Below are 23776 nucleotides of genomic sequence, written 5' to 3' on the forward strand. Positions count from 1 at the left end.
ACCGGGCTTGGCGGTTCCCCTAATCGACCCTGCGCCTATGGACAAGATTGGCCAGCGTCATGCGCGCCGCGCCGAGCAATCCCCGCAGCGTGCGCGGATTGAACATCTCGATCTGCTCGAGCGTCCGCGCACGATCCATCCAGTTCGCCTTGTATCCGTCATTGCCGGTGCCGTAATCGATCAGCGACACACCATCCTGATCGATCGCATGCTCGAACATTGCAGCGCTCAGCAGCGTCCCCGGGGAATGTTCGGCAGCATCTTCGACATAAGCGAGCTTGTGGATAAGTGCCGTTCCGTTCTCGACCGTCCAAAGTTGTGCGGCGACGGGGCGCCCGCAGAGGGAGGCAATGCCGAGCCGCAATGCCCCGGCTTCGCTTTCCTCCGCTGCCATCTCCTGCAGAAAGGGCGGTGAGCCCTCTCCAGGCTTCCAGCTCTGTTCGTAGATCCGTTCGTAGCTTTGCCAGGTAATTTCATCAAATTTATCATGAATATCAATCGCAAGCGGAGTTTTTGCCCGTTTGCGGGACACTGTGCTGCGCAACGCACCGGGGCGGGCGGCCCAATAATCGGCGAAGCGCATGCCCGTCGTGTCTGCGATCCAGTTCACAGTGGCCGGGCGCCGCGCAACGCGCCAGCCTGCGCGGCGAAACGCTGTGGCGAGGAGGCTGGCACTCCCATCCTCGACGGGAACCGGGGCAAGCGTAATGCGGCTGAGTTTGAGCGCTACGCGCAGCCGCCGCGCAATGGCGGTGAGCAGGCGCAGTTTGATCGTATCGCTGGGGGTGCCGACAAAAATCGGGCGAAAGGCGAGCGTGTACCAACTGGCAAGCGCGGTGGCGGCCCCGTCCTCTCGGCGCGCAAGGAACAGCCACGCCTGCGCCTTTTCGCTGAGCGCGCGCGCGATCAGCGGGCGGGCGCCGGGCGCGCAGTGCGTCCATGTCCGCTTGAACCAGGCGAGTCGGTCGAACAGCACCGGCTGGGCCTCGCGGTCGAGCGAGCCGCGCGCAGCAGCCTCGGCCGCATCGAACGCGTCGAAATATTCCCCCTTAACCCACAAGGCGCTATCCCCCTTTTTCCTCGTTTCGGGTTGAACGCCAAAGGAACCAAAGTGCAAGCCCTGTCCCGTACGCCAAAGCCGCTGGATCACCTCGTTTTGCGCGGGGCACCCGGGGCGCCGGCAATTGCGGCCCGATTCGGGACGATCAGCTACGCCGAACTGAATCAACTCGTCGAACGCATGGCGCACGGGTTGCTGGCACAGGGTCTCCGGCCGGGCGACCGCGTGGCTGCATGGCTGCCCAAGACGCGCGCCGCGTGCATCCTGCCGCTCGCGGCGGCGCGCGCGGGCGTGGTTTATGTGCCCATCAACCCGCTGCTCAAGCACGCGCAGGTGGCCCATATCCTTGACGACAGCGGCGCACGGCTGCTGATCACGCAATCTTCACGCGCCGAGACGCTCGGCAGCGGTGATCGGCCCGCAGAGTGCGCGCTCGTCACCGACGAAGACACGCTGATCGGCGATGACGTCATGCCGCCATCCATGCACGATCCCGCGGATCTGGTGGAAATTCTCTACACGTCCGGTTCGACGGGACGCCCCAAGGGGGTGATGCTCAGCCACGCTAATCTCTGGCTCGGGGCGATCAGCGTTGCGCATTATCTGAAGATCACATCCGAGGATCGCGTGCTTGGCGCGCTGCCCTTCAGCTTCGACTATGGCCAGAGCCAGCTACTCTCGACCTGGGCGGGGGGCGGGTGCGCCGTGCCGCTTGATTATCTGACGCCGCGCGACGTCATCAAGGCGGTCGAGCGCTTCGGCGTCACCGGCCTTGCCGGGGTGCCGCCGCTCTGGATGCAGATCGCAGAGGCTGACTGGCCGGTTGCGGTCGCGGCGCAGATCCGGCGAATGACCAATACCGGCGGTGCGCTGCCCGTGCCGCTGGTCCGCAAGCTGCGCGCGATGTTCCCGCAGGCGCAGCTCTATCTGATGTACGGGCTGACCGAAGCATTCCGCTCGACCTATCTCGATCCCGCACTGACCGACGACCATCCCGAGTCGATCGGCCGCGCCATTCCATTTGCCGAGGTGCTCGTCGTCCGACCCGACGGTAGCCTGACCGACGACGGCGAACCCGGCGAGCTGGTCCATGCAGGTCCGCTGGTCGCGCAAGGCTATTGGGGCGATGCGGCGCGCACCGCCGAACGCTTCAAACCGGCACCCGCCGCGTCCCGCGAGGGGGGAACCGCGGTATTTTCAGGCGACACGGTTGTGCGCGACGCGCAAGGTCTCCTGCGTTTTTCGGGGCGTTCCGACGAGATGATCAAGACCGCAGGCAATCGCGTCAGCCCGACCGAGATCGAGGAAGCGGCCATCGCGAGCGGCGCAGTGGCCGAAGCGGTCGCGCTCGGCGTACCCGATCCGCGACTCGGCCAGGCAATAATGCTGATCGCGCGGCCCAGCGGCGGGTCGCATGACACCGCACTCGAAAAGCTGACTTCATGGCTCAAAGCCGAGCTGCCGACCTATATGCAGCCGCGTGAAATCCGGCTGCGCGACGAACTGCCGCGCAACCCCAATGGCAAGCTCGATCGAACTTCCATCCGTCAGGAGCACGTTGCATGAAGCCCATGGGCAACATTCCCGCGGACTATCGCGGCGAAGACGGCGAACTGGTGATCGGGGGCAAGCGAGCCTCCGAAATCGTCGACGGTGCGGGCGACACACCGCTGTTCGTCTATGACCTTTCGGTCATCGAGGCGCGGATCGATCGGTTGCGCACCGCCATGCCCGCGGGATTGCTCGTCCATTATGCGATGAAGGCCAATCCCTTTCCGCCGCTGCTCGCCGCGATGGCCGCGCGCGCGGACGGCATCGATGTGGCTTCGCAGGGCGAAATGCGGCTCGCGCTCGAAGCGGGCGCCGCGCCCGCGGTGATATCCTTTGCGGGTCCCGGCAAGCGTGACCGCGAGATCGAGGCCGCAATTGCCGCGGGCGTGACGCTCAATTGCGAATCGTCGGGCGAGATCGACCGCGCAATCGCCATTGCCGAGCGGATCGGCGTCAGACCCAAGCTCGCGGTCCGGATCAATCCCGATTTCGAGCTTCGCGGATCGGGTATGCGCATGGGCGGGCGGGCGACTGCCTTCGGGGTCGATGCCACTGAGGCGCCGGGGCTTGTACGCCGCATCATTGCCGAGGCCGCGGACTGGCGAGGCTTTCACATTTTCGGCGGATCACAGGCGCTCGATCCAGAGGCGCTGGTCGAAGCACAGGCGGCCACACTCGCGCTCTCGGAACGGCTCGCCACCGAGATCGGCATGGCGCCGCCACTGGTCAATCTCGGCGGCGGTTTCGGCATCCCCTATTTCCCGAACGAAGCGCCGCTCGATGTCGAGCGTATCGGCATCGCGCTGGCCGAAGCGCTTGAAATGCATGCACATGTGCTTGGCGATACCGAGTTCGCGATTGAACTCGGCCGCTGGCTGGTGGGCGAGGCGGGGGTCTATCTGACACGCATCGTCGATCGCAAGCAAAGCCACGGCGAGACTTTTCTCGTCACCGATGGCGGCCTGCACCATCAGCTCGCCGCAAGCGGCAATTTCGGCACGGTCGTGCGTCGCAACTATCCGGTCGCGGTCGCCAATCGCTTCGGGGCGCCCGCCGAGGAGGCGGTCACTGTCGTGGGCTGCCTTTGCACGCCGCTTGACCGGCTCAGCGACCAGGTCGGCCTGCCGCGCGCCGGGCGCGGCGACCTGATCGCGGTGTTCATGGCAGGAGCCTATGGCGCGAGCGCCAGCCCCGCCGCCTTTCTCGGGCATGGCCCCGCGGAGGAGATCCTGCTGGGCGAATGACGCCACTCCTAACACTATTTTCACCTCTTTCGCCGATACCGGACGCTGATCCGGCGCCGCAGTCGTGTGTATCCCGTGCTGCGGGAGCCGTTGGCGCACGGCGCGTAAGGGGTGAAGAAAATGCGTTTTGGTACAACTGCTTCCCGGCATGTCATCGGCGCAGCGATGCTCGCAGCCGCGCTTGGCGGCTGTATGGGCGGCGGCGCGGCGGGCCCGCAGCTTCCACCGGCGTCGTTCGTGTCGCTCGAGGAAAAGCCGGGTGAGGAATATGTCATCGGCCCGCTCGACGAGCTCACCATCTTCGTCTGGCGCAACCCGGAGCTTGGCGCCAAGGTCCAGGTTCGCCCCGACGGGCGTATCACCACACCGCTGATCGCTGACCTGCCCGCGGTGGGCAAGACCCCGGCGATGCTGGCGGAGGACATCAAGGTCGCGCTGGGCAAATATATCGAGGATCCGCTCGTCTCGGTGATCGTCGGTGATTTCTCGGGCACCTATTCGCAGCAGGTGCGCATCGTTGGCGCCACCGAAAAGCCCGCCTCATTGCCGTATCGCGCCAACATGACGCTGCTCGATGCGATGATCGCGGTGGGTGGGCTGTCCGAATTCGCGGCGGGCAATCGCGCGCGGCTGGTCCGCTTCGATCGCGCCACGGGCAAGCAGCAGGAATTCGCGCTCAAGATCAGCCGTCTGCTCAAGCAGGGCGACTCGAGTGCCAATGTTCGCCTCGCCCCTGGCGACGTCATCATCATCCCGGAAAGCGCCTTTTGATCGCTCGGTTTTTCTAAAGGTTCATAGACAGTTATGAGTGGCCTTTACGACGAGATACGCATCACGCTGCACGGATTGTGGCAGCGGCGCTGGCTTGCGCTTGCGGTGGCGTGGGCGATCTGCCTTGTCGGCTGGCTCGTTATTTCGCTGATCCCCAACAGCTATGAATCGCGTGCCCGCATCTTCGTCCAGATGCAGTCGATCCTGCCGGACAAGATCGGCATCACGCCGGTCGAGCGGCAGCGTGAAATTGATCGCGTGCGGCAGACGCTGACGTCCGCCGACAATCTCGCGAAAATCGTCGGTAACACCGATCTGCGGCTCGCTGCTGCAAGCGACCGCGATGTCGCCGACATGGTCGCCGCGCTGCAAAAGGCGATCAAGGTCGAAGCCCAGCAGGACAATTTGTTCCAGATCACGACCACGGCCTCGTTCGCGGGCATGTCGGATGCAAAAAATGCGGGGCTAGCACGCGCGATCACGCAGAATCTGATCGACATGTTCGTCGCGGAGAACATGGCTGGCGGACGCGCCGAAACACAGGAAACGCTGCGATTCCTCGATAGCCAGCTCGCCGAGCGCGAAACACAGCTGCAGGACGCCGAGCAGAAAAGAATGGCGTTCGAGCAGCAATATGTCGGACTTCCGGGTGTCGGCTCGCTGGCGGAACGCATGCAGGCCGCACGCGGCGAACTTTCGCAGGTCGAATCGGATCTGGTGGCGGCGCAGAGTTCGCTTACCGCGGTCAACGGGCAGATGGCCGGTACCGGCGCCGCTGTGGCCGGTGGTGCAGTGTCGGCGGGCGCAGGGCCGGCCGCGCAGCGCCTGGCCGAGATCGAAAGCCAGATCGCGGGCGCGCGGGCACGCGGCTGGACCGACGCGCATCCCGATGTCGTGGCGCTGAACCGGCAGCTCGCGGCGGCGCGCGCAGCTGCCAATGGCGAGCGGCGCACGGGCGGCGGGGCCGCCGGAGCCACGGCCAATCCGCTCTACGTTTCGCTGCGCGCGATGCAGGCGGAAAAGCAGGCAACCGTTGCAGCGCTCGGCGCGCGCAAACACCAGCTGCAGCGCGACATGAACACGCTGCTCGCCAAACAGAGCGCCGACCCCGGCGTCGCCGCCGAACAGGGTCGGATCGGCCGCGATTATGATGTCCTCAAGCAGCAATATGACAAGCTTCTCGCCGATCGCGAGCAGGTGCGGCTCCGCAACGAAGCGGAGAGCCAGACCGACTCGATCAGCTTCAGGGTGATCGATCCGCCGTCCAGCCCGCGCGTTCCGGTGTCGCCCAATCGCCCGTTGCTGCTCGCGCTCGTGCTTGTGGCGGGGATCGGCGGCGGGATCGGCACCGCGTTCGCGAAGGGGCAGCTGCAGACGACCTACGCCACCGCCGATCGGCTCGCGAGGGCCAGCGGGCTGCACGTGATCGGCGCGATCAGCGAAGTACTCTCGGCACCCGAGCGCGAGGAACGGCGCAGGAAACTGCGCTGGTTCGCGGGGGGTGCGGGCGGGCTGGCGGCGATGTTCGTCGTGCTGCTGCTCGTCGAATTTGTCCAGCGCGGCATGGTCGCCTGAGGGGGATCCGATGAACGAACACACCCCCATAGCCAGGAGCGGTTCGCTCCTCGAACGCGCCTCGGAAATCTTCGACTTCCGCAAGGCGATTGCGGAGAATGCGCGGACGCTGCCAGTGCAGCCCGCAGCCGAGGCTGCGCCCGTGGCGGCGGAGCCCGCACCTTTGCCGATTTTGGCGGCTCCCGACCCCGCGATCATCGACTTCCCGACGCCGCGTGCCTTTGGCGGCCGCCACGCCACCGTCGAGCGCGAGGCGCTGAAGGAAACGGGATTTATCCTGCCCGATACGCCGGCCGGAGTGCTGGGCGAGGAGTTTCGCCTGGTGAAGCGGCAGCTGCTGATCGATGCCAAGGCCGATCCGGCGCTCAAGTCCCGGATGATCCTCGTCGCCTCGGCCAGGCCCAATGAGGGCAAGACCTTCTCGGCGATCAACCTCGCGCTGTCGATGGCCGCGGAAAAGGACATCGAGGTGCTGCTCGTCGATGCCGATTTCGCCAAGCCCGAGGTGTTGACCACGCTCGGGCTCGAAGATGGCGCGGGCCTGATGGACGCGCTCGCCGACCCGACGCTCGACGTCGAGAATTGCATCATCCGCACCGACATTACCGGGCTCTATGTGCTTCCCGCGGGACGACAGACCCATAGCGACACCGAGCAGCTCGCCTCCGCGCACACCGCTGCGGTGTTGCACTCGCTGCTCACGAGCAATCCGGCGCGGATAGTGATTCTCGATTCGCCGCCCGCGCTTGCCGCCTCGCCGGCTTCGGTGCTTGCCCTGCATGCGGGCCAGTGCGTGATGGTGGTCAAGGCCGACCGGACGACCGACGCCGAACTGCGCGATGCACTCGGGCTGCTCCATGGCTGCGACAATATCCGGCTGCTGCTCAACGCGGTCAGCTACAAGGCCGATTCCCGCAGTTTCGGGACCTATTATGGATATGGGGACTGAGCGTGCGGTTCCTGCGGGCTTGGCTGGCAGCACTTGCCGCGCTCAGCGCGGTTGTGCCCGCGCATGCTGCGAGGGAAATCAGACCCTATATCGAGATCCAGCAGGTGCTGGACGCCGATCTCGACGATGGCGGCGACGTGCTGACCTACACCACGCTTGCCGCAGGGGTGGATGCGGTGGTCACCGAACGGCGCGCGCAGGTCCAGATCAGCTATCGCTATGAGCACCGCATCGGATGGGGAGACCGGCTCGACGATGCCGATGTCCATTCGGGGCTGGCGCGTGCGGCGGTACAGGTCGTGCCCGATGTGCTGACGCTCGAGGGCGGCGCGCTCGCCACACGAACGCGCGTCGATATCCGCGGCGCAGCGCCCAATCCGATGCTGAGCGGCGGCGACAACGTCACCCAGCTCTATTCCTTCTATGCCGGGCCGACGCTCAACACGATGGTGGGTGATCTGGGTGTCAGCGCGGCCTACCGCTTCGGCTATACCAAGGCCGAGGCGAATACCGACTTCGCGCTGCCGCCGGGGCAGGTGCCGCTCGACGTCTATGATGACGCGACCCACCATCTGGCGAGCGCCTCGGTCTCGCAGCGCCCGGGCGTGCTGCCCTTCGGCTGGAGCATCGGAGCGGGCTGGGAGCGCGAGAATGCTGACCAGCTCGATCAGCGCTTCGATGGCACCTTCGTCCGCGGGGACGTCACGGTCCCCCTCACGCCGACGCTCGCGCTGGTTGGCGGGGTGGGTTACGAGAATATCGAGATAAGCCAGCGCGATGCGCTGCGAGACGGCAATGGCGTGCCCGTCCGCGACCGCGACGGGCGTTTCGTCACTGATCCCAATTCCGATCGCAAGATCGCCTATGACATAGACGGGCTGATCTACGATATGGGCGTGTTGTGGAAGCCGAGCCGGCGCACCCAGCTCGAGGCGCGTGTCGGGCGGCGCTATGGCGGCACCACCGTGATCGGGTCGCTCAGTCATCAGGTCTCACGCAATTCGGGGCTACAGATCGTCGTTTATGACGGTGTCGAGAGCTTCGGACGGTTGCTCAGCGACAACATCTCCCGGCTGCCGACCAGCTTCACCGTGCCCGGCAATCCGATTGCGGGCGGGTTCAACGGTTGCGTCTTCGGCGAGAATGCGGGCACCGGGGGCTGCCTTGACGACGTCTTCCAGTCGATCAGCACCGCCAATTTCCGCAGCCGCGGCGTCAACGTCCTCTATTCCGCCAGAGTGGGGCGGACCTCCTATGGGCTCGGGCTCGGCTATGCGCAGCGCAAGTATTTCGCACCGCGCTTCGCGACGGGCTTCAGCGTCGACGGACTCAAGGACGAGAGCTGGTTCGTCCAAGGCTACTGGGCTTATGAGCTGAGCGAGCAATCGGCCATCAACGCCAGCGGCTATCTGAGCCGTTATGACAGCGGCCTGCCTTTCGCGCCCGATGTCCGGAGCGCGGGCGCGACACTGACCTATTTCCATAATTTCAGCCGGAGGCTGACGGGCACCGCCACGCTCGGCCTCTATTCCTTCGACCAGGACGGCTTTGCAAGCGACCTGACCGCCTCGGCGCTCGCGGGCATGCGGTACCAATTTTAGGAGCGGGGCGCGCGATCGCCCCGGGGAGAACGCACGATGTACAGCGAATTTTACGGCCTGACGGCACGGCCCTTCCAGCTGACGCCCGATCCGCGCTTCTACTTCGACAGCGCGACGCACAAGAAGGCGATGGCCTATCTGGGCTATGGCCTGGCGCAGGGCGAGGGCTTCATCGTCATCACGGGCGACATCGGCACCGGCAAGACCACGCTGGTCGGGCATCTGATGGCGACAATCGACCGCGAGCGGCTCACCGCGATCAAGATCGTCTCGACCCAGATCGAGGGCGACGACATGCTGCGGATGACAGCGCAGGCGATGGGCGTTCCCACCGAGGGCGTCGAAAAGGCGCAGATCCTCGACCGGATCGAACGCTTCCTGATGGCACAGGCCGAGCGCGGCAAGCGGACGCTGCTGATCGTCGACGAGGCGCAGAATTTGCCAATCTCGGCGCTGGAAGAGCTGCGCATGCTCTCCAACTTCCAGGCCGGCGGGCACGCGCTGCTCCAGATCTTTCTGCTCGGCCAGCCCGAGTTCCGCACGCGACTCAATGGCAGCGAACGGCTCGAACAGCTGCGCCAACGCGTGATCGCGACACACCACCTCGAGCCGATGCAGGCCAACGAGATCGAACCCTATATCATCCACCGGCTGACGCTGGCGGGCTGGCAGGGCAATCCGCGCTTCGCGCCCGAGGCCTTCGCGCGGATGTATGCGCATAGCGAAGGCGTGCCGCGTCGGCTCAATGCGCTGGCGAGCCGCGTGATGCTGTTCGGCGCGATCGAGCAGCTCAGCCTGATCGAGGGTGACGATGTTGCCGCGGTGATCGCCGATATGGATAGCGATGTCGCGCCCGAGCCGGTCAAGGCGGTCGCCGCCGCAACGGCCGAACCAGTGCCTGCGCCCCTAGCCCAGGTCGAGGCGGTCGCGCCCGAGCCCATTGTCGTTCAACCCGCACCGCAGCCCGTTGCCGCAGCACCCGTGGCCGCGACGGATCCCGAACTCATTGCCCGGATCGAGGCGGCCGAGGCGCGACTTGAGGAGCAGGAGGCCGCGATCCGTCGGGTGCTTGGCCTGCTCATCGACTGGGTCGAAAGCGACGCGGCGACGCCCGATCTCCGCGCCGTCCGCGGCGCCGCCTGAGCCGATGCTCAACGCGCTCTCGGTCGATATCGAGGACTGGTTCCAGGTCGGGGCGTTCGAAACGACGATCGACCGCGCCGACTGGGACACGCTGGCCCCGCGCGTCGAGCGCAATACCGAGGCGGTGCTCGCGCTGTTCGACCGCAAGGGCGTGAAGGCGACGTTCTTCACGCTCGGCTGGGTCGCCGAACGTTACCCCAAGCTGATCCGCCGCATCGTCGAACAGGGGCATGAGATCGCCAGTCATGGCTGGGACCATGCGCGCGTCTTTACGATGACCCCCGAACAGTTCCGTGCGGATATCGGGCGCACGCGCAAGATGCTTGAGGATGTCGGCGGACGCCCCGTGATCGGCTATCGCGCGCCGAGCTTCTCGATCGACCCGCGGACGCCCTGGGCGCACGGCATCCTCGCGGATCAGGGCTATGCCTATTCGTCGAGCGTCGCACCGATCCGGCACGATCACTATGGCTGGCCCGACGCGCCGCGCTTCGCCTTTCGCCCGGTAGCCGGGAGCGCATTGATCGAAATCCCGGTAACGACGGCGCGTCTCGGTTCGCGCAACCTGCCCACCGGCGGCGGCTTCTGCCGCCTTTTGCCCTATCGCTATTCGCGTTGGGCGTTTGCGCGCGCCAACCGCCGCGATGCGCGCCCGGCGGTGCTCTATTTCCACCCCTGGGATATCGATCCCGATCAGCCACGCGTGAAGAACGCGCCGATCCGCTCTAAGCTCAGGCACTACAGCTTCCTCTCGCGAATGGAGGGCAAGCTTGAAAGGTTGCTGGGCGAGTTCAGTTGGGGGCGAATGGACGACGTCGCCGCGCTGGAGGCGGCGCGCACGCGATGACCGCGCCGCTCGGCCATCCCCTGATCGCGATCCGCGCCGCGAATCTGGGCGATGCGGCGGAATGCGCGCGGATCGACGATTTTGTGCGCGCGCATGGCGATGCAACGCCCTTTCACCTGACGGCATGGAGTCGCGCGGTAGAAAGCGGGTGTAGGCAAAAGGCGCATTATCTGGTGGCCGAGAGCGGTGTGGACGCGCCCGCTGGCGTGCTGCCGCTGACGGAAATGCGTTCGATCCTGTTCGGCAATGCGCTCGTTTCGGCAGGTTTCGCGGTAGGCGGTGGCGTGCTTGCCCGAGATGCGAGCACGGCGAAGACGCTCACGAGCGCAGCCTGGGCATTGGCGGAGAGACGTCGCTGTGCTTCAGTCGAACTGCGGTGCGGCACGGCGGCCGGTGTTGATTGGCACGTCGACGAGGGCATCTATGCCGGCTTCACCCGCCTGCTGGCGGCCGATAATGCTGCCGAGCTGCTCGCAATCCCGCGCAAGCAACGCGCCGAGGTGCGGCGCGCGATCGGCTTCGACCTTAGCGTTGAGACTGGAAGTGGGGCGCGCGACCGTGACGCGCATTATCGCGTCTATGCCGAAAGCGTGCGCAACCTCGGCACGCCCGTTTTCCCTCGCGCGTTGTTTGAAGCGGTGCTCGACGGCTTGGGCGACGAAGCCGACATCCTGACCGTTCGGCACGAGGGACGACCGATCGCTTCGGTGCTCAGCCTCTATTTCGCGGATACCGTGATGCCCTATTGGGGCGGCGGCACCGCCGAGGCGCGGCGCTGGCGCGCCAATGACCTGATGTACTACGCGTTGATGAACCACGCGCGGGCGCGTGGCTGTGTGCGTTTCGATTTCGGTCGCTCGAAGACCGGTACTGGCGCTTTCACCTTCAAGAAGAACTGGGGTTTCGAGCCGGTTCCTCTCAGCTATGCCGTGAGGACCGCCGATGGCGCCGCGCCGCGCGCGATCAATCCGCTCGATCCCAGATATCGCTTCCAGATCGCCTTGTGGCAGCGACTGCCACTTGTCATCGCCAACCGCCTCGGCCCGTTCATCGCGCGCGGGCTCGGCTGATGAGCGATATCCTTTTCCTCGCGCACCGCATCCCCTGGCCGCCAGATCGGGGTGATAAGATCCGCTCCTGGCACCTGCTGCGCAAGCTGATGACGCTGGCGCCGGTGCATCTGGCCTGTTTCGCCGACGATGACGCCGACATGGCGCACAGGGCCGTGCTGGAGCGTCAGCTTGCGTCGATCCATGTCGAAAAGCGCGGCCATTCGCGGCTGGCCGCTGGGATAGCGGGGCTGATGACGGGCACGCCGCTCTCGCTCAGTCTGTTCGACAGTGCGGGGATCCGGCGCTTCGTCGCTGAACGCCTCGCAAGCGGGACGATCGACTGCATCTTTGGCTTTTCGGGCCAGATGGCGCAGTTCGTGCCGGCAGACCGTGGCAGTGCGCGCTTCGTGATGGATTTCGTCGACGTCGATTCGGCGAAGTTTGCGAGCTATGCGCAAACCGCGCGCGCGCCGATGCGCTGGATCCATGCGCGCGAGGCGCGAACGCTCGCGGCATTCGAGCGCGAGGTCGCCGGGCGTGCCGACGCCAGCCTGTTCGTGACCGAAGCGGAGGCCGCGCTGTTCCGCGCGGGCTCAGGGCTGGGTAGCGACCGGGTTGTTGCGGTCGAGAATGGCGTCGATCTCGATGCCTTCGATCCTGCCGGGGGCTATCTGCTTCCCGAAAAGACGGGGGCGCTGATCGTATTCACCGGTCAGATGGACTATCGACCCAATGTCGAGGCGGTCGTGCGCTTTGCTGAAACGAGCTTTCCGGCGATCCGCGCGTCCCGGCCCGATATCCGTTTTGCCATTGTCGGCCGTCGGCCCGATGTTGCGGTGCGCGCGCTTGCAACACAGCCCGGCGTGATCGTGACGGGCGAGGTGCCTGATGTGCGCGGCTGGCTGCAGGCGGCCGACGTCGTGGTCGCGCCGCTCGGCATCGCGCGCGGCGTCCAGAACAAGGTGCTCGAGGCGATGGCGATGGCGCGGCCCGTCGTCGCCTCGTCCGCGGCGTTCGAGGGTATCGACGCAGCACCCGGTCGAGAGCTGATCGTGGCCGATGGCAGCGCTGCCGAAATCGAGGCGATACTGGGTCTGATCGCCGATCCCGTGCGTGCCCAGACTCTGGGGCGTGCGGCGCGCGCGCGGATCGTCGCGCGCTACGGCTGGGATGCGCAGCTCGCCGGCCTGGACGCCATCGTCGGCATGCCGTCCACAGTAATCGGGGGCGCTGCCGAATGACGATCGCCGCACCCGTCAGTCGTGACGACGCCTCGCCTTTGTCGCAGCCTTGGCGCCTGCAAGGCGCGCTGCTCGGCATCGCGATGCTGCTGATCCTCGCGCTGTTCGCGCGCGATACCGCCGATGTCGCGGGGATATGGTGGAACAGCTCGACCTTCGGTCATTGCATGCTGATCCCGCCGATCATCGCATGGCTCGTGTGGCAGCGCTGGCCCGATCTCGCACTGCTGAGCCCGCGCAGTTGGGCGCCGGGCCTGATCGTTGTCGCAGTTGGGAGCTTCGGCTGGTTGCTCGGCCACGTCGCAGGCGTGGCGCTGGCGCGGCATCTGGGGCTGGTGCTGATGCTGCAGGGAACGGTGATCGCGCTGGTCGGCCCGAAGGTGTCGCCCGCGCTGGCGTTCCCGATCTTCTACATGCTTTTCATGGTGCCCTTTGGCGAGGAACTGATCCCGCCGCTCCAGACGATCACCGCGAAAATGTGCATGGTCCTTCTCGACCTTGTGGGCATTCCCGCCACGATCGAGGGCGTCTTCATCACTACGCCAAAGGGCTATTTCGAGGTCGCCGGGGCGTGCTCGGGTGTCAATTTCCTGATCGCGATGATCGCCTATGGCGCGCTCGCGGCCAACCTCTGCTTTTCGCGCTGGCAGAAGCGCGCGGCATTCCTGACGCTGTGCGTTGCGGTTCCGATCGTCGCCAACGGCATCCGCGCATGGGGCACGATCTACGTCTCCGAACTCACCAGCATCGATTTTGCCGCGAGCTTCGATCATGTCGTCTATGGCTGGGTATTCTTCGCGGTGGTTATCGCGATCGTGATGGGCGTCAGCTGGCCCTTTTTTGACCGGTCACGCGACGCCCCGTGGTTCGATCCCGCGCTGCTGACCGAAGTGCCGCTGGCCGAGCCGCGGCCTTGGGCTATCCCCGCCGCGCTCGTCGCGCTGATCGCTACGCCACTGCTGTGGTCGGGCGCGATCGCCGCCACCGGGCGCAACGCAATGCCGGCGACGGTCGCGCTTCCCGAAATCGCAGGATGGCAGCGCGTCGCGCTGTCGCGCCGCCATCCCTGGTTCCCGCATTATGCGGGCGCGGACCATCGGTTGCTCGGCCGCTATCGCAATGCCTCAGGCGATGAGATCGACCTCGCCATCTTGCTGTTCGCGTATCAGGAAGAGGGCAAGGAGATCGTCGGTTACGGGCAGGGCGCGGTCGACCCGGCGAGCGCATGGGCGTGGACCGCGGCCGCGCCATCGCCAGCCGGCGGCACAGCCGAACGCATCGTGGCGCCGGGCCCGGTGACGCGCGAGGTGCTGAGCTTCTACCGGATCGGCGGCACGCTGACGGGCAGCGCGGCGCATGTGAAGCTCGAAACGCTGAAGCTGCGGTTGCTGGGCGGGGATCAGACGGCGGTCGCGGTGCTCGTCTCCGCCGAGGAAAGTGACGGGCGGCCCGCGCGTCCGGCGATCGACCGCTTCCTCCGTAGCCTCGGCCCCGTCGAACGCCTCGCCGACGATATTGCCGCCAGCGCGCACGGCGGATAGGGCCCGCTACCATGTGCGGAGTCGCGGGCCTGTTCCATCTCAATACGCCGAAGCCCGTCGATCCGGCGCGGATCCGCATGATGGCCGATGCGCTCGCGCATCGCGGGCCCGACGGATCGGGAGTCTGGACCGCTCCTGGCGTAGGCCTCGGGCACCGGCGCCTGTCGATCATCGATCTGGAAGGCGGCGCACAGCCGATGGCGAGCGCCGACGGGCAGATCACCGTCACCTATAATGGCGAGATCTACAATTTCGCGGAACTGCGCGCCGAGCTCGAAGGGCATGGGCATGTCTTCCGCACGCACAGCGATACCGAGGTCATCGTCCATGGCTGGCGCCAATGGGGTATCGACTGCCTGACGCGCTTCCACGGCATGTTCGCCTTCGCGCTGTTCGATGGGAAACGCCAGGCGCTGTTCCTTGCGCGCGACCGGCTTGGCGTTAAGCCGCTGCACATCGTACGCCTGTCCGACGGCAGCCTTGCCTTCGCCTCGGAGCTCAAGGGGCTGATGGCGCATCCGCTGTTCCGTCGCCAGCCCGACATCCGCGCCGCCGAGGATTTTCTGGGCCTTGGCTATGTCCCCGATGACGCCAGCATCATAGCGGGCGTCGAGAAGCTTCCCGCGGGTCATTATCTGCTGGTCGAGCGCGGCAAGTCCGTGCCAGCGCCCACGCAATGGTGGGACGTGGATTTCAGCCGGCGCGCCCGCGGATCGGCGCGCGCGCTTGAGGAGGAACTGGTTGAGCGCATGCGCGCGGCGGTCACCTCGCGCATGATCGCCGACGTGCCGCTGGGGGCCTTTCTTTCAGGCGGGGTCGACAGCTCGAGCGTCGTTGCGCTGATGGCCGAGGCCAGCAATCGCGCGGTGCAGACCTGCTCGATCGGCTTCGATCAGGCCGACCATGACGAGACACAGCACGCGCGGCTCGTCGCCGAACGCTTTGCAACCGAGCACCGCGAGCGAATCGTCGCCGCCGATGATTTTGCGTTGATCGACACGCTTGTCGCCGCCTTTGATGAGCCCTTTGCCGACGCCTCGGCCTTGCCCACCTACCGTGTCTGCGAACTGGCGCGCGAGACAGTGACCGTGGCGCTTTCGGGCGATGGCGCGGACGAGGCCTTTGCGGGCTATCGGCGCTATCGCTTCCATGCCGCCGAGGAACGCGTCCGCGGTCTGGTGCCCGAAGGCATGCGCCGGAACCTGTTCGGCACGCTCGGCCGAATCTGGCCCAAGGCGGACTGGGCGCCGCGCCCGCTGCGCGCCCGGACGACCTTTCAGGCGCTCGCAACCGACGGCGCGCATGCCTATGCCACCGCGGTTGGCGTCACGCCGCCGGCGCTGCGCCAGCGCATCTTCAGTGCAGAGGCGACGCGCGCGCTTCAGGGGCACCGTGCCGAAGCGCGTTACGAGGCGGCGATGAAGGTAGCGCCCGCACGTGACGCGCTCGACCGCGCGCAATATGCCGACCTCAAGATCTGGCTGCCCGGCGACATCCTCACCAAGGTCGACCGCACCAGCATGGCGGTGAGCCTCGAGGCGCGCGAGCCGCTGCTCGACCACCGCCTCGTCGAATTCGCCGCCTCGCTGCCCGCTTCGATGCGGCTGCGGGGCGGCACGGGCAAATGGCTGATGAAGAAGGCGATGGAGCGCTACCTGCCCGAACAGATCCTCTATCGCCCCAAAATGGGCTTCGTCACGCCGATCAGCGCCTGGTTTCGCGGCGCGCTCGCCGACGAGGCCGAACATATCGCGCGCGGCTCGACGCTCGCGGAGACGGGCTGGTTCAACATGGCCGCGCTTGAGGGCATCGTCTCGGCGCATCGCAGCGGCATGAGCGATCATGGCCGGCTGCTCTGGCAGTTGCTGATGCTCGACCGCTCGCTCGCCCGCCTGTTCCGCTGAGCATCAGTCGGGGTAGGTCGCCTCGATGAAATAAAGCCCGTCGGGAGGCGCGTTGAGGCCGAGCGCGGCGCGGTCGCGCGCCTCGAGTGCCGCCTGCAGGTCATCGGCGCTCCATTTGCCCTGGCCGACGAGCGCGAGGCAGCCGACCATGGAGCGCACCTGATGATGCAGGAACGAGCGCGCCGCGGCATGGACGATGATCCGGTCGCCCTCGCGCACGACATCGAGTTCGTCGAGCGCCTTCACCGGGCTTTCGGACTGGCAGTGCACCGAACGGAAGGTGGTGAAGTCATGCCGCCCGACGAGGCGTTGCGCGGCCCCATGCATGGCATCGGCATCGAGCGGCTGGATCACGCGCCAGGCGAGACCCTTTTCGAGCGTGAGCGGCGCACGGCGATTGACGATGTGGTATTCGTAGCGCCGTCCGATGCACGAGAAGCGCGCGTGCCAGTCATCCGCGACGATCTCGCAGGCGAGGATGGCGACGGGGTTGGGCCGCAGCCGGCCATTGAGCGCCTCCATCAGCCGGAAGGCGGTGATCGATTTGCCGGTTTCCAGATGCGCGCGCATGCCAAGGCCGTGGACCCCCGCATCGGTGCGCCCGGCACAATGGAGCGTGACGGCATGACCCAATATCGTGTCGGCGGCATCCTCGATCGCCGCTTGCACGCTGGGGCCGTGCGCCTGACGCTGCCAGCCCATGAAAGGGCGGCCATCGAACTCGACGGTGAGCGCGAAGCGCGTCATTCGAGCCGCGTTCCCGCTGCGATCGCAAAGCCGCGCAGCAGTTCGACGGGCGTCATGGCGCTGCGCCCGGCGCGCTGAACCAGCAGCGGACGCAATACGCCCGACCCGCAGGCGATGCCGAGCGCGTCGTCGTTCACCGTGCCCGCGGTGCCCGAACCGGGCTCCGGCTGTGCTTCGAGGATGCGGATGCGCTCGCCGTTGAGCTCGAAAAATGCGCCCGGTGCGGGGTTGAATGCCCGGATCTGGCGCTCGACCACTTCGGCGGACTGCGTGAAATCGAGCCGCGCCTCGGCCTTCTCGATCTTGGCGGCATAGGTGACGCCGTCGTCGGGCTGGGGTTTGCAGGGATAGGCAACGGGGTTGGACAAGACTTCGACCATCAGCGCCGCGCCCTTTTCGGCAAGTTCGTCGGTCAGCGCGCCTGCGGTCTTGCGATCCACCGGCGTTTCCACCTTCGCGCGCATTGGCCCGGTATCGAGCCCCGTTTCCATGTCCATGATCGTCACGCCCGTCACTGCGTCGCCCGCGAGGATCGCACGGTGGATTGGCGCGGCACCCCGCCAGCGCGGCAGCAGCGAGGCGTGGACGTTGAGGCAACCCAGCTTCGGCGCGTCGAGGATCGCGCGCGGCAGGATCAGGCCATAGGCAGCGACCACCGCGGCATCGAGACCGAGCGCCGCGAATTTCGCCTGTTCTTCCGCGCCCTTGAGCGAAAGTGGCGTCATGACGACGATGCCCAGTTCTAAGGCACGACGATGAACGGGAGAGGGCGACAGCGCCTTTCCGCGCCCCGCACGGCGCGGCGGCTGGCTGTAGACTGCCACGACATCATGGCCCGCGGTGACCAGTGCATCGAGCGTCGGGACAGCGAATTCGGGGGTTCCCATGAAGGCTATGCGCATGATGTCTCTCAACCGCTTGGCAGAAGGGAGTGCAAGCCCTTATCTGAGCGCATGGCATCACCCGAGATCGAAATGCTCACCCAGGCGCTGGCGCGTCTCCCCGGATTGGGACCGCGATCGGCGCGCCGCGCGGTGCTCTATCTGCTCAAGAAGCGCGAAAGTGCGATGGCGCCGCTGCTCCGCGCGCTCGAGGTGGTAAACGAACGGCTCGACACCTGCGGCATCTGCGGCAATGTCGATACCGTCAATCCGTGCGGCGTGTGCACCGACCCGCGCCGCGATTCGCGCGCGCTGTGCGTGGTGGAGGAAGTGTCCGACCTCTGGGCGCTCGATCGGTCGCGGCTGTTCCCGGGCAAGTTCCATGTCCTCGGTGGGCGGCTTTCGGCGCTCGAGGGTGTGCGGCCCGAAGACCTGGCAATCGACAGCCTGATCCGCCGCATCGCCGCGGGCGGCATCGACGAGGTCGTGCTAGCGATGAACGCCACGCTCGAGGGACAGACGACCGCGCACTATATCGCCGAGCGTATCGAGCAATATCCCGTGCGGATCACGCAGCTTGCGCACGGCCTGCCCGTCGGCGGCGAGCTCGACTATCTCGACGAAGGCACGCTGGCGCAGGCGTTGCGCGCGCGTCGTCCCGTCGCCTGAGCGCGGTTGAAAAGCCGGACTGCTGCGACTAATTAGCCCTCATGGCCATTCTTCCGATCCTCGAGACGCCCGACCCGCGTCTGCGCACGATTTCCACGCCCGTCGACAAGGTCGACGATGAACTCCGTGCGCTCATCGACGACATGTTCGAGACGATGTACGACGCGCCCGGAATCGGGCTCGCGGCGATTCAGGTGGGCGTGCCCAAGCGCGTGCTCGTCATCGACCTACAGGAACCCGAGGAAGAGGGCGGCCCCGTGGTCCGCAAGCCGCTGGTGTTCATCAACCCCGAACTGTTCGATCCTTCCGAGGAGATGGCGGTCTATTCGGAAGGTTGCCTGTCGGTGCCTGATCAATATGCCGATGTCATCCGCCCCGCCGAAATCAGCGCGCGCTGGCTCGACTATGATGGCAATCCGCACGAGGAACGCCTCGATGGGCTGCTCGCGACCTGCATCCAGCACGAGATGGACCATCTCGAGGGCATCCTCTTCATCGACCATCTGTCGAAGCTGAAGAAGGACATGATCCTCAAGAAGCTGGCCAAGGCGCGCAAGAACGCGGCCTGAGGCAAGCCTCAGCCCGGCGCCGGCCCGCAATAGATCAGGCCGATCGGCTGAAAGATGCGGTCGGCCTCCACCATCATCGCACCCGCCGACTCGGCGAAGCGCAGCCGCAGCGTATTGCGCATTTCCTCGCCTTCGGCGCGACACATCGCGGCGATGTCATAGCCGCCCGGCACCGGGTTGATCCGGTCGAAGTCGCACGAAACCTCGCCTGCGGTGCCGACCCCGCGCTCGGTGAAGCGCCAGGCGCCACCCGCGCACAGATCCTTGTCCGCCGCCCAGGTGCCAACGAAACGAAGATTGGCATCCGCCGGCGGCAGGGCATTGGCGGGAGGCGGAGCCGGTGCGACCGCGTTGGTTGGCGCGGAAGCGGTGTTGTCGGACTCATTCTTCTGTTCGGGTTCGGATTTCTGGCAGGCGGCAAGCAGCGCCAGAAGGGCGATCGCAACGGTGACTGGCTTCATGCTTCGATCCTGCCCAAGCCGTGGCGCATCCGCCAGTCTTTTAGCCGACCGAGCGCACCGTCACCGCGATGAGCCGATTTGGGGGACGCCACCGCTTGCCAGCCGGGCTCCAAACGGGCAAAGGTTCACTTAATGTTCTTGCGGGGCTGAGTGATGATAACGCCTGTTGTGATGCTTGCTGTCGTCGTCGCGCTGTTGACGGGGCTCGGGCTTGGCTGGTTCCTGGGCGGGCGTTCGACCGCGGCCGCGCGGGGCGAGCGCGACCAGCATCTCGACAATTTCCGCAAGGCAATAACCGATCTGGCGGGCGCCGAGGAGCGCGCCAAGGCGGTGCCGCTGCTCCAGCAGGCATTGGCCGAGGCATCGAGCGAGCGCGAGGCGGCGCGGACCGAAGTCGCCGCACTGCGCGCCGAGCGTGCCGCGCGCGAACAGGCGCTGCAGGATCAGATCAAGGCACTGCTCGAGGCCAAGGAGGCGCTTTCGGCGCAGTTCAGCGAGGTCGGGCAGAAGCTGCTGAGCGAGGCGCAGCGCCAATTCCTCGATCGCGCCGACCAGCGCTTCCATCAGGCGGGCGAAAAGAGCGAGGCGCAGTTGAAGGCGCTGCTCACCCCCGTCGAAACCACGCTCAAGCGCTATGAGGAAGGGCTGCAGCGCGTCGAAAAAGATCGCGTCGACAGCTATGCGATGTTGCGCGAGCAGGTGGATCAGGTGCGCGTGGGGCAGGGGCAGGTGAAGGACGAGGCCGCGCGTCTCGTCAACGCGCTGCGTTCGAGCCCCAAGGCGCGGGGGCGCTGGGGCGAACAGTCGCTGCGCAACGTGCTCGAACAGGCGGGTCTCTCGCCGCATGCCGATTTCCGTACCGAAGTTTCGGTCGACACCGATGACGGCAGACTGCGCCCTGACGTGATCGTGCGCCTCCCCGGTGGTCGCGAACTGGTGATCGACGCCAAATGCTCACTATCCGCCTATCTCGATGCATCCGAAGAAGTCGATGAAACAACGCGGCTCAACCATCTGAAATCGCACGCGGCATCGATCCGGAACCATGCGCGCCAGCTCGGCGAGAAAAGCTATTGGGAACGCTTCGGCAAGGCCGCCGACTATGTCGTGATGTACATTCCGGGGGAACATTTCCTGTCGGCCGCGCTCGAACAGGACGACGGCCTGTGGGAGTGGGCGTTCGAGCGCCGCGTGTTGCTCGCAACGCCGACCAACCTCGTCGCGATCGCGCGGACCGTCGCCAGCGTCTGGCGGCAGGAGAAGCTCGCCGAGGAGGCGCAGCAGATCGGGGCTCTGGGCAAGGAGATGTACGAGCGGCTCGTCACGGTCGCGGGCCATCTCAAGCGCGTCGGCGGCGGACTCAACAGCGCGGTGGACAACTACAACAAGTTCGTCGCGAGCTTCGAGGGGCGCGTGCTGGTAACGGGACGCAAGTTCCGCGACCTCAATGTCGAGACGGGCGCGAAAGAGATCGAGGCGATGGAAAGCGTCGACACGCTCGCGCGTCAGCCGACCGAGCTTCTGCCGTCGCCCGCCGAGATCGAAGAGCGCAAGCAGGACGCGGCCGAATAGGGCCTCAGATTGCGCGCTTGAGGACTATTTCGCCGCCGTCACGGCCCGAGATGACGAGCGTGTCGCCGTCGCGATAGTGCTCCGTCACGTCTCCGGACAGGATTGTGAACAGCTTGCGCTCCTGCTCCATCGCGGGTGCCGCGCAGGCCATCTTGGTCGAGGCGACCTGTGCCAGGCTCAATCTGTCCCCGGTCTGCGTATAGCTGCCCGAAAAACGGTTGCAGCCGCTGCTGCCGCTCAGCCGGTCGCCGGTAAAGGCGAGACTTGCCGGCCTGCCGTCCTCGGGCACCGCGCTGCCAGCTATGCTCGCGATCGACCAACTGGTGCCGGCCAGCGCCGCCGGCGGGATCACGGCCCCGCCGCAACCCTTCACGGTCTTGCCGTCGGCGATCACCATCACGCTGTCGGGATAGACGCGATCGCTCATCCCGTCGCTGCATCGGACATGCGTGACATCGACCACAAGCGAATGCACCTCGTCCTTGGCTTCATAGCGGTGCCCGTTGAAGCTGGTGCGCAGCTGGGGGCGGGGCAGGGTGATGCGCGTCGCACCATAATCGCCCTGATAGTCGATCTGCGCAGGCGATATCGCCACCGTCCAGCCCGGCTCGGTGCCGATTGCACGGTAGTTCACGGCTACCGGGGCCACAGGCTGTTGCGGGCCCGGGCTGTTCGCGGTGCAGGCGATGAGCAGTAGGGTGGCAAGAGGCAGAGCGATTTTCATGTCGCTTCAACAACGAAATCGCGTGTTGGTTCCCCTAGGGCGGCGTGTGCCAAATCTGAGCCATGTCCCTACCTGTGCTCCGGGCTTGACCCGGAGCCCATGCTGCAAACAACAGCCGCCCGAACAGATGGGCTCCTGCTTTCGCAGGAGCACTGAACCCGACTTAACGCGTGCCGCTCTAGCGGGCGCGTTTCTGATTGAGCAACTCATAGGCCATCACCGCGGTGGCGATCGCGGCGTTGAGGCTGTCAGCCTTGCCCATCATCGGCATCTTTACAAGGATATCGCAATTATTTTCGTAGCTTGACGGAAGTCCCTGAGATTCATTGCCAACCAAGAGAAACGCCGGGCTCTCGTAGCGCGGCGCCTGATAATCGTGATCGGTATTGAGACTGGTGCCGATCAGTTGCCCCGGCCCGCTTCGCAGCCAGGCCAGGAATTCGGGCCAACGTGCCGTCGTGATCTTCTGCGTGAACAGTGCACCCATGCTGGCGCGCACTGCCTCTACGGAAAAGGGGTCGACGCAGTCGTCAACGAGGATAAGCCCGCCCGCGCCGACCGCATCACCCGTGCGCAGGATTGTACCGAGATTGCCCGGATCCCTGAGCGACTGCGCGACGATCCAGATGTCAGCGACATTGCGGTCAAGCTGATCGAGCGGGGTCAGCATGTCGGGATAAACGCCGATCACCGTCTGCGGGTTTTCCTTGCCCGAAAGCTTGTGGAGGATGTCGGGAATCGTCTCGATGACGTCGCCGCCCGCGGCTTCGGTCGCGGCGACAAGGCGCCGCACGATCGGATGATCCGCGGATTCGCGCGCATAGAACAGCATTTCGGGCAGGAACCCGGCTTCCTCGGCCTCGGCGAGGATCCGCAGCCCCTCGGCGAGAAAAAGCCCTTCGCGCTTGCGATGCTTCTTCTCGCGCAGACCGCGGACACGCTTGATCAACGGGTTGGAAAAGCCTGTAATTTCGCGCGGCACGCGTTCAATCCTCGCCGAACTTGGCCTCGACGAGTTCGGCAAGCAACGCAACCGCGGCCTCCGCGCCATCCCCGCGCGCGCTGATCGTGACCTGGTCGCCCATCGCCGCACCCAGCATCATCAACCCCATGATCGAGGTTCCGGTCACGGTCGATCCGTCCTTTTCGACCTCGACCGTTGCGCTCTGCTGCGCGGCGAGCGTAACGAACTTGGCACTCGCGCGCGCGTGCAGTCCGCGCCTGTTGGTGATCTGCACCGTTCGCGAAACCCCGTTCAAACAGATTCTCCCAGAACCTCGGATGCCACGCTGATATATTTGCGGCCGGCTTCGCGCGCGGCGGCGACGGCGTCCTTGACGTTCATCGTCCGGCGCGCGCCCTCAAGCCGGATGAGCATCGGCAGGTTGATCCCTGCGATCACCTCTATATGCCCGGGTTTCATCAGCGAGATCGCGAGGTTGGAGGGCGTGCCGCCGAACAGGTCGGTCAGCAGGATCACACCCTTGCCGCTGTCGACATTGGCGATTGCGTCGGCAATATCCTGCCGGCGCAGATCCATATCGTCGTCAGGACCGATGCAGATCGGCGCGATGGCGTCTTGCGGCCCGACCACATGCTCCATGGCAACCACGAATTCCTTCGCCAGAAGGCCATGGGTAACCAGCACCAAACCGATCATGAAACGTCCTGTGT

The 23776-nt window shown here is 65.9% G+C and carries 23 protein-coding genes; 15 read left to right on the top strand and 8 right to left on the bottom strand.

What is annotated here, in order from left to right; genetic code table 11:
- Window positions 1-19 precede the first annotated feature (19 nt).
- Window positions 20-1060 (bottom strand): GNAT family N-acetyltransferase, encoded by a 1041-nt coding sequence (locus tag AC3WJD_RS00220; RefSeq protein WP_492743418.1) that lies wholly within the window; start codon window positions 1058-1060, stop codon window positions 20-22.
- 51 nt (window positions 1061-1111) lie between these two features.
- On the opposite strand from AC3WJD_RS00220, the gene AC3WJD_RS00225 reads away from it, so the two are divergent.
- From AC3WJD_RS00225 to AC3WJD_RS00280, 12 genes are all read left to right on the top strand, one after another.
- Window positions 1112-2626 carry an acyl-CoA ligase (AMP-forming), exosortase A system-associated gene (locus tag AC3WJD_RS00225; RefSeq protein WP_492743420.1) on the top strand — a complete coding sequence of 505 codons (1515 nt, stop codon included), beginning with the start codon at window positions 1112-1114 and terminating at the stop codon, window positions 2624-2626.
- A complete protein-coding gene (locus tag AC3WJD_RS00230) occupies window positions 2623-3855 on the top strand; it encodes a pyridoxal-dependent decarboxylase, exosortase A system-associated (protein WP_492743422.1) in 1233 nt (410 codons plus the stop codon). Before AC3WJD_RS00225 ends, AC3WJD_RS00230 begins: the two co-directional genes overlap by 4 nt.
- A gap of 120 nt (window positions 3856-3975) precedes the next feature.
- Window positions 3976-4626, top strand: a complete 651-nt coding sequence (locus AC3WJD_RS00235; protein ID WP_492743424.1) for an XrtA/PEP-CTERM system exopolysaccharide export protein — start codon at window positions 3976-3978, stop codon at window positions 4624-4626.
- Between the two features lie 33 nt (window positions 4627-4659).
- Complete coding sequence (locus tag AC3WJD_RS00240) at window positions 4660-6201, top strand: XrtA system polysaccharide chain length determinant (RefSeq protein WP_492743426.1); 1542 nt, start codon at window positions 4660-4662, stop codon at window positions 6199-6201.
- A gap of 10 nt (window positions 6202-6211) precedes the next feature.
- A complete protein-coding gene (locus tag AC3WJD_RS00245; RefSeq protein WP_492743428.1) occupies window positions 6212-7150 on the top strand; it encodes an AAA family ATPase in 939 nt (312 codons plus the stop codon).
- 2 nt (window positions 7151-7152) lie between these two features.
- Window positions 7153-8751 (top strand): porin family protein, encoded by a 1599-nt coding sequence (locus AC3WJD_RS00250; RefSeq protein WP_492743430.1) that lies wholly within the window; start codon window positions 7153-7155, stop codon window positions 8749-8751.
- Window positions 8752-8787: 36 nt separating this feature from the next.
- Entirely contained in the window at window positions 8788-9894 is a 1107-nt protein-coding gene (locus AC3WJD_RS00255; RefSeq protein WP_492743432.1) for an XrtA/PEP-CTERM system-associated ATPase, read from the top strand.
- A gap of 4 nt (window positions 9895-9898) precedes the next feature.
- Window positions 9899-10741, top strand: coding sequence for an XrtA system polysaccharide deacetylase (locus tag AC3WJD_RS00260; RefSeq protein ID WP_492743433.1), 843 nt, complete (start codon window positions 9899-9901; stop codon window positions 10739-10741).
- The gene (locus tag AC3WJD_RS00265; protein ID WP_492743434.1) at window positions 10738-11811 is read left to right on the top strand and encodes a FemAB family XrtA/PEP-CTERM system-associated protein; all 1074 of its coding nucleotides are present in this window, start codon (window positions 10738-10740) and stop codon (window positions 11809-11811) included. The genes AC3WJD_RS00260 and AC3WJD_RS00265 overlap by 4 nt, the downstream gene beginning before the upstream one ends.
- The gene (locus AC3WJD_RS00270; RefSeq protein ID WP_492744061.1) at window positions 11808-13034 is read left to right on the top strand and encodes a TIGR03087 family PEP-CTERM/XrtA system glycosyltransferase; all 1227 of its coding nucleotides are present in this window, start codon (window positions 11808-11810) and stop codon (window positions 13032-13034) included. The genes AC3WJD_RS00265 and AC3WJD_RS00270 overlap by 4 nt, the downstream gene beginning before the upstream one ends.
- Window positions 13031-14575 (top strand): exosortase A, encoded by a 1545-nt coding sequence (gene xrtA, locus AC3WJD_RS00275; RefSeq protein ID WP_492743436.1) that lies wholly within the window; start codon window positions 13031-13033, stop codon window positions 14573-14575. Before AC3WJD_RS00270 ends, xrtA begins: the two co-directional genes overlap by 4 nt.
- 11 nt (window positions 14576-14586) lie before the next feature.
- Window positions 14587-16479 carry an XrtA/PEP-CTERM system amidotransferase gene (locus AC3WJD_RS00280; protein WP_492743437.1) on the top strand — a complete coding sequence of 631 codons (1893 nt, stop codon included), beginning with the start codon at window positions 14587-14589 and terminating at the stop codon, window positions 16477-16479.
- A 3-nt stretch (window positions 16480-16482) separates the two neighbouring features.
- Here AC3WJD_RS00280 and truA read toward each other — a convergent pair whose 3' ends face one another.
- Window positions 16483-17226: a tRNA pseudouridine(38-40) synthase TruA gene (truA, locus tag AC3WJD_RS00285; protein ID WP_492743438.1), complete on the bottom strand. Its 744-nt coding sequence runs from the start codon at window positions 17224-17226 to the stop codon at window positions 16483-16485.
- A complete protein-coding gene (fmt, locus tag AC3WJD_RS00290; protein ID WP_492743439.1) occupies window positions 17223-18128 on the bottom strand; it encodes a methionyl-tRNA formyltransferase in 906 nt (301 codons plus the stop codon). Before fmt ends, truA begins: the two co-directional genes overlap by 4 nt.
- Window positions 18129-18179: 51 nt before the next feature.
- Here fmt and recR point away from each other — a divergent pair, with 51 nt between their 5' ends.
- Window positions 18180-18776, top strand: a complete 597-nt coding sequence (recR, locus tag AC3WJD_RS00295) for a recombination mediator RecR (protein ID WP_492743441.1) — start codon at window positions 18180-18182, stop codon at window positions 18774-18776.
- Window positions 18777-18817: 41 nt separating this feature from the next.
- A complete protein-coding gene (gene def / locus AC3WJD_RS00300; RefSeq protein ID WP_492743443.1) occupies window positions 18818-19345 on the top strand; it encodes a peptide deformylase in 528 nt (175 codons plus the stop codon).
- An 8-nt stretch (window positions 19346-19353) separates the two neighbouring features.
- On the opposite strand, the gene AC3WJD_RS00305 is transcribed toward def, so the two are convergent.
- Complete coding sequence (locus AC3WJD_RS00305; RefSeq protein WP_492743445.1) at window positions 19354-19806, bottom strand: hypothetical protein; 453 nt, start codon at window positions 19804-19806, stop codon at window positions 19354-19356.
- A 156-nt stretch (window positions 19807-19962) separates the two neighbouring features.
- Between AC3WJD_RS00305 and AC3WJD_RS00310 the strand changes: the two genes are divergently transcribed.
- Entirely contained in the window at window positions 19963-21378 is a 1416-nt protein-coding gene (locus AC3WJD_RS00310) for a DNA recombination protein RmuC (RefSeq protein WP_492744063.1), read from the top strand.
- 4 nt (window positions 21379-21382) lie between these two features.
- Here the strand turns inward: AC3WJD_RS00310 and AC3WJD_RS00315 are convergent, their stop codons facing one another.
- The 4 genes from AC3WJD_RS00315 to AC3WJD_RS00330 form a co-directional block, all read right to left on the bottom strand.
- Window positions 21383-22012 (bottom strand): META domain-containing protein, encoded by a 630-nt coding sequence (locus AC3WJD_RS00315; protein WP_492743447.1) that lies wholly within the window; start codon window positions 22010-22012, stop codon window positions 21383-21385.
- 268 nt (window positions 22013-22280) lie between these two features.
- The gene (locus tag AC3WJD_RS00320; protein WP_492743449.1) at window positions 22281-23084 is read right to left on the bottom strand and encodes a TrmH family RNA methyltransferase; all 804 of its coding nucleotides are present in this window, start codon (window positions 23082-23084) and stop codon (window positions 22281-22283) included.
- Window positions 23085-23088: 4 nt separating this feature from the next.
- Complete coding sequence (locus AC3WJD_RS00325) at window positions 23089-23361, bottom strand: HPr family phosphocarrier protein (RefSeq protein ID WP_492743451.1); 273 nt, start codon at window positions 23359-23361, stop codon at window positions 23089-23091.
- A complete protein-coding gene (locus tag AC3WJD_RS00330; protein ID WP_119763512.1) occupies window positions 23358-23762 on the bottom strand; it encodes a PTS sugar transporter subunit IIA in 405 nt (134 codons plus the stop codon). Before AC3WJD_RS00330 ends, AC3WJD_RS00325 begins: the two co-directional genes overlap by 4 nt.
- Between the last annotated feature and the right edge of the window lie 14 nt (window positions 23763-23776).

The organism is Sphingobium sp. FW306-1B-F04DB (assembly GCF_058781925.1).

Bases quoted from the DNA above. Each gene is read 5' to 3' on its own strand.
- AC3WJD_RS00265 (WP_492743434.1), top strand. From the start codon at position 10,738: ATGACCGCGCCGCTCGGCCATCCCCTGATCGCGATCCGCGCCGCGAAT.
- recR (WP_492743441.1), top strand. From the start codon at position 18,180: ATGGCATCACCCGAGATCGAAATGCTCACCCAGGCGCTGGCGCGTCTC.
- AC3WJD_RS00280 (WP_492743437.1), top strand. From the start codon at position 14,587: ATGTGCGGAGTCGCGGGCCTGTTCCATCTCAATACGCCGAAGCCCGTC.
- AC3WJD_RS00305 (WP_492743445.1), bottom strand. From the start codon at position 19,806: ATGAAGCCAGTCACCGTTGCGATCGCCCTTCTGGCGCTGCTTGCCGCC.
- AC3WJD_RS00260 (WP_492743433.1), top strand. From the start codon at position 9,899: ATGCTCAACGCGCTCTCGGTCGATATCGAGGACTGGTTCCAGGTCGGG.
- xrtA (WP_492743436.1), top strand. From the start codon at position 13,031: ATGACGATCGCCGCACCCGTCAGTCGTGACGACGCCTCGCCTTTGTCG.
- AC3WJD_RS00230 (WP_492743422.1), top strand. From the start codon at position 2,623: ATGAAGCCCATGGGCAACATTCCCGCGGACTATCGCGGCGAAGACGGC.
- fmt (WP_492743439.1), bottom strand. From the start codon at position 18,128: ATGCGCATAGCCTTCATGGGAACCCCCGAATTCGCTGTCCCGACGCTC.
- truA (WP_492743438.1), bottom strand. From the start codon at position 17,226: ATGACGCGCTTCGCGCTCACCGTCGAGTTCGATGGCCGCCCTTTCATG.
- AC3WJD_RS00255 (WP_492743432.1), top strand. From the start codon at position 8,788: ATGTACAGCGAATTTTACGGCCTGACGGCACGGCCCTTCCAGCTGACG.
- AC3WJD_RS00245 (WP_492743428.1), top strand. From the start codon at position 6,212: ATGAACGAACACACCCCCATAGCCAGGAGCGGTTCGCTCCTCGAACGC.
- AC3WJD_RS00235 (WP_492743424.1), top strand. From the start codon at position 3,976: ATGCGTTTTGGTACAACTGCTTCCCGGCATGTCATCGGCGCAGCGATG.
- AC3WJD_RS00330 (WP_119763512.1), bottom strand. From the start codon at position 23,762: ATGATCGGTTTGGTGCTGGTTACCCATGGCCTTCTGGCGAAGGAATTC.
- def (WP_492743443.1), top strand. From the start codon at position 18,818: ATGGCCATTCTTCCGATCCTCGAGACGCCCGACCCGCGTCTGCGCACG.
- AC3WJD_RS00240 (WP_492743426.1), top strand. From the start codon at position 4,660: ATGAGTGGCCTTTACGACGAGATACGCATCACGCTGCACGGATTGTGG.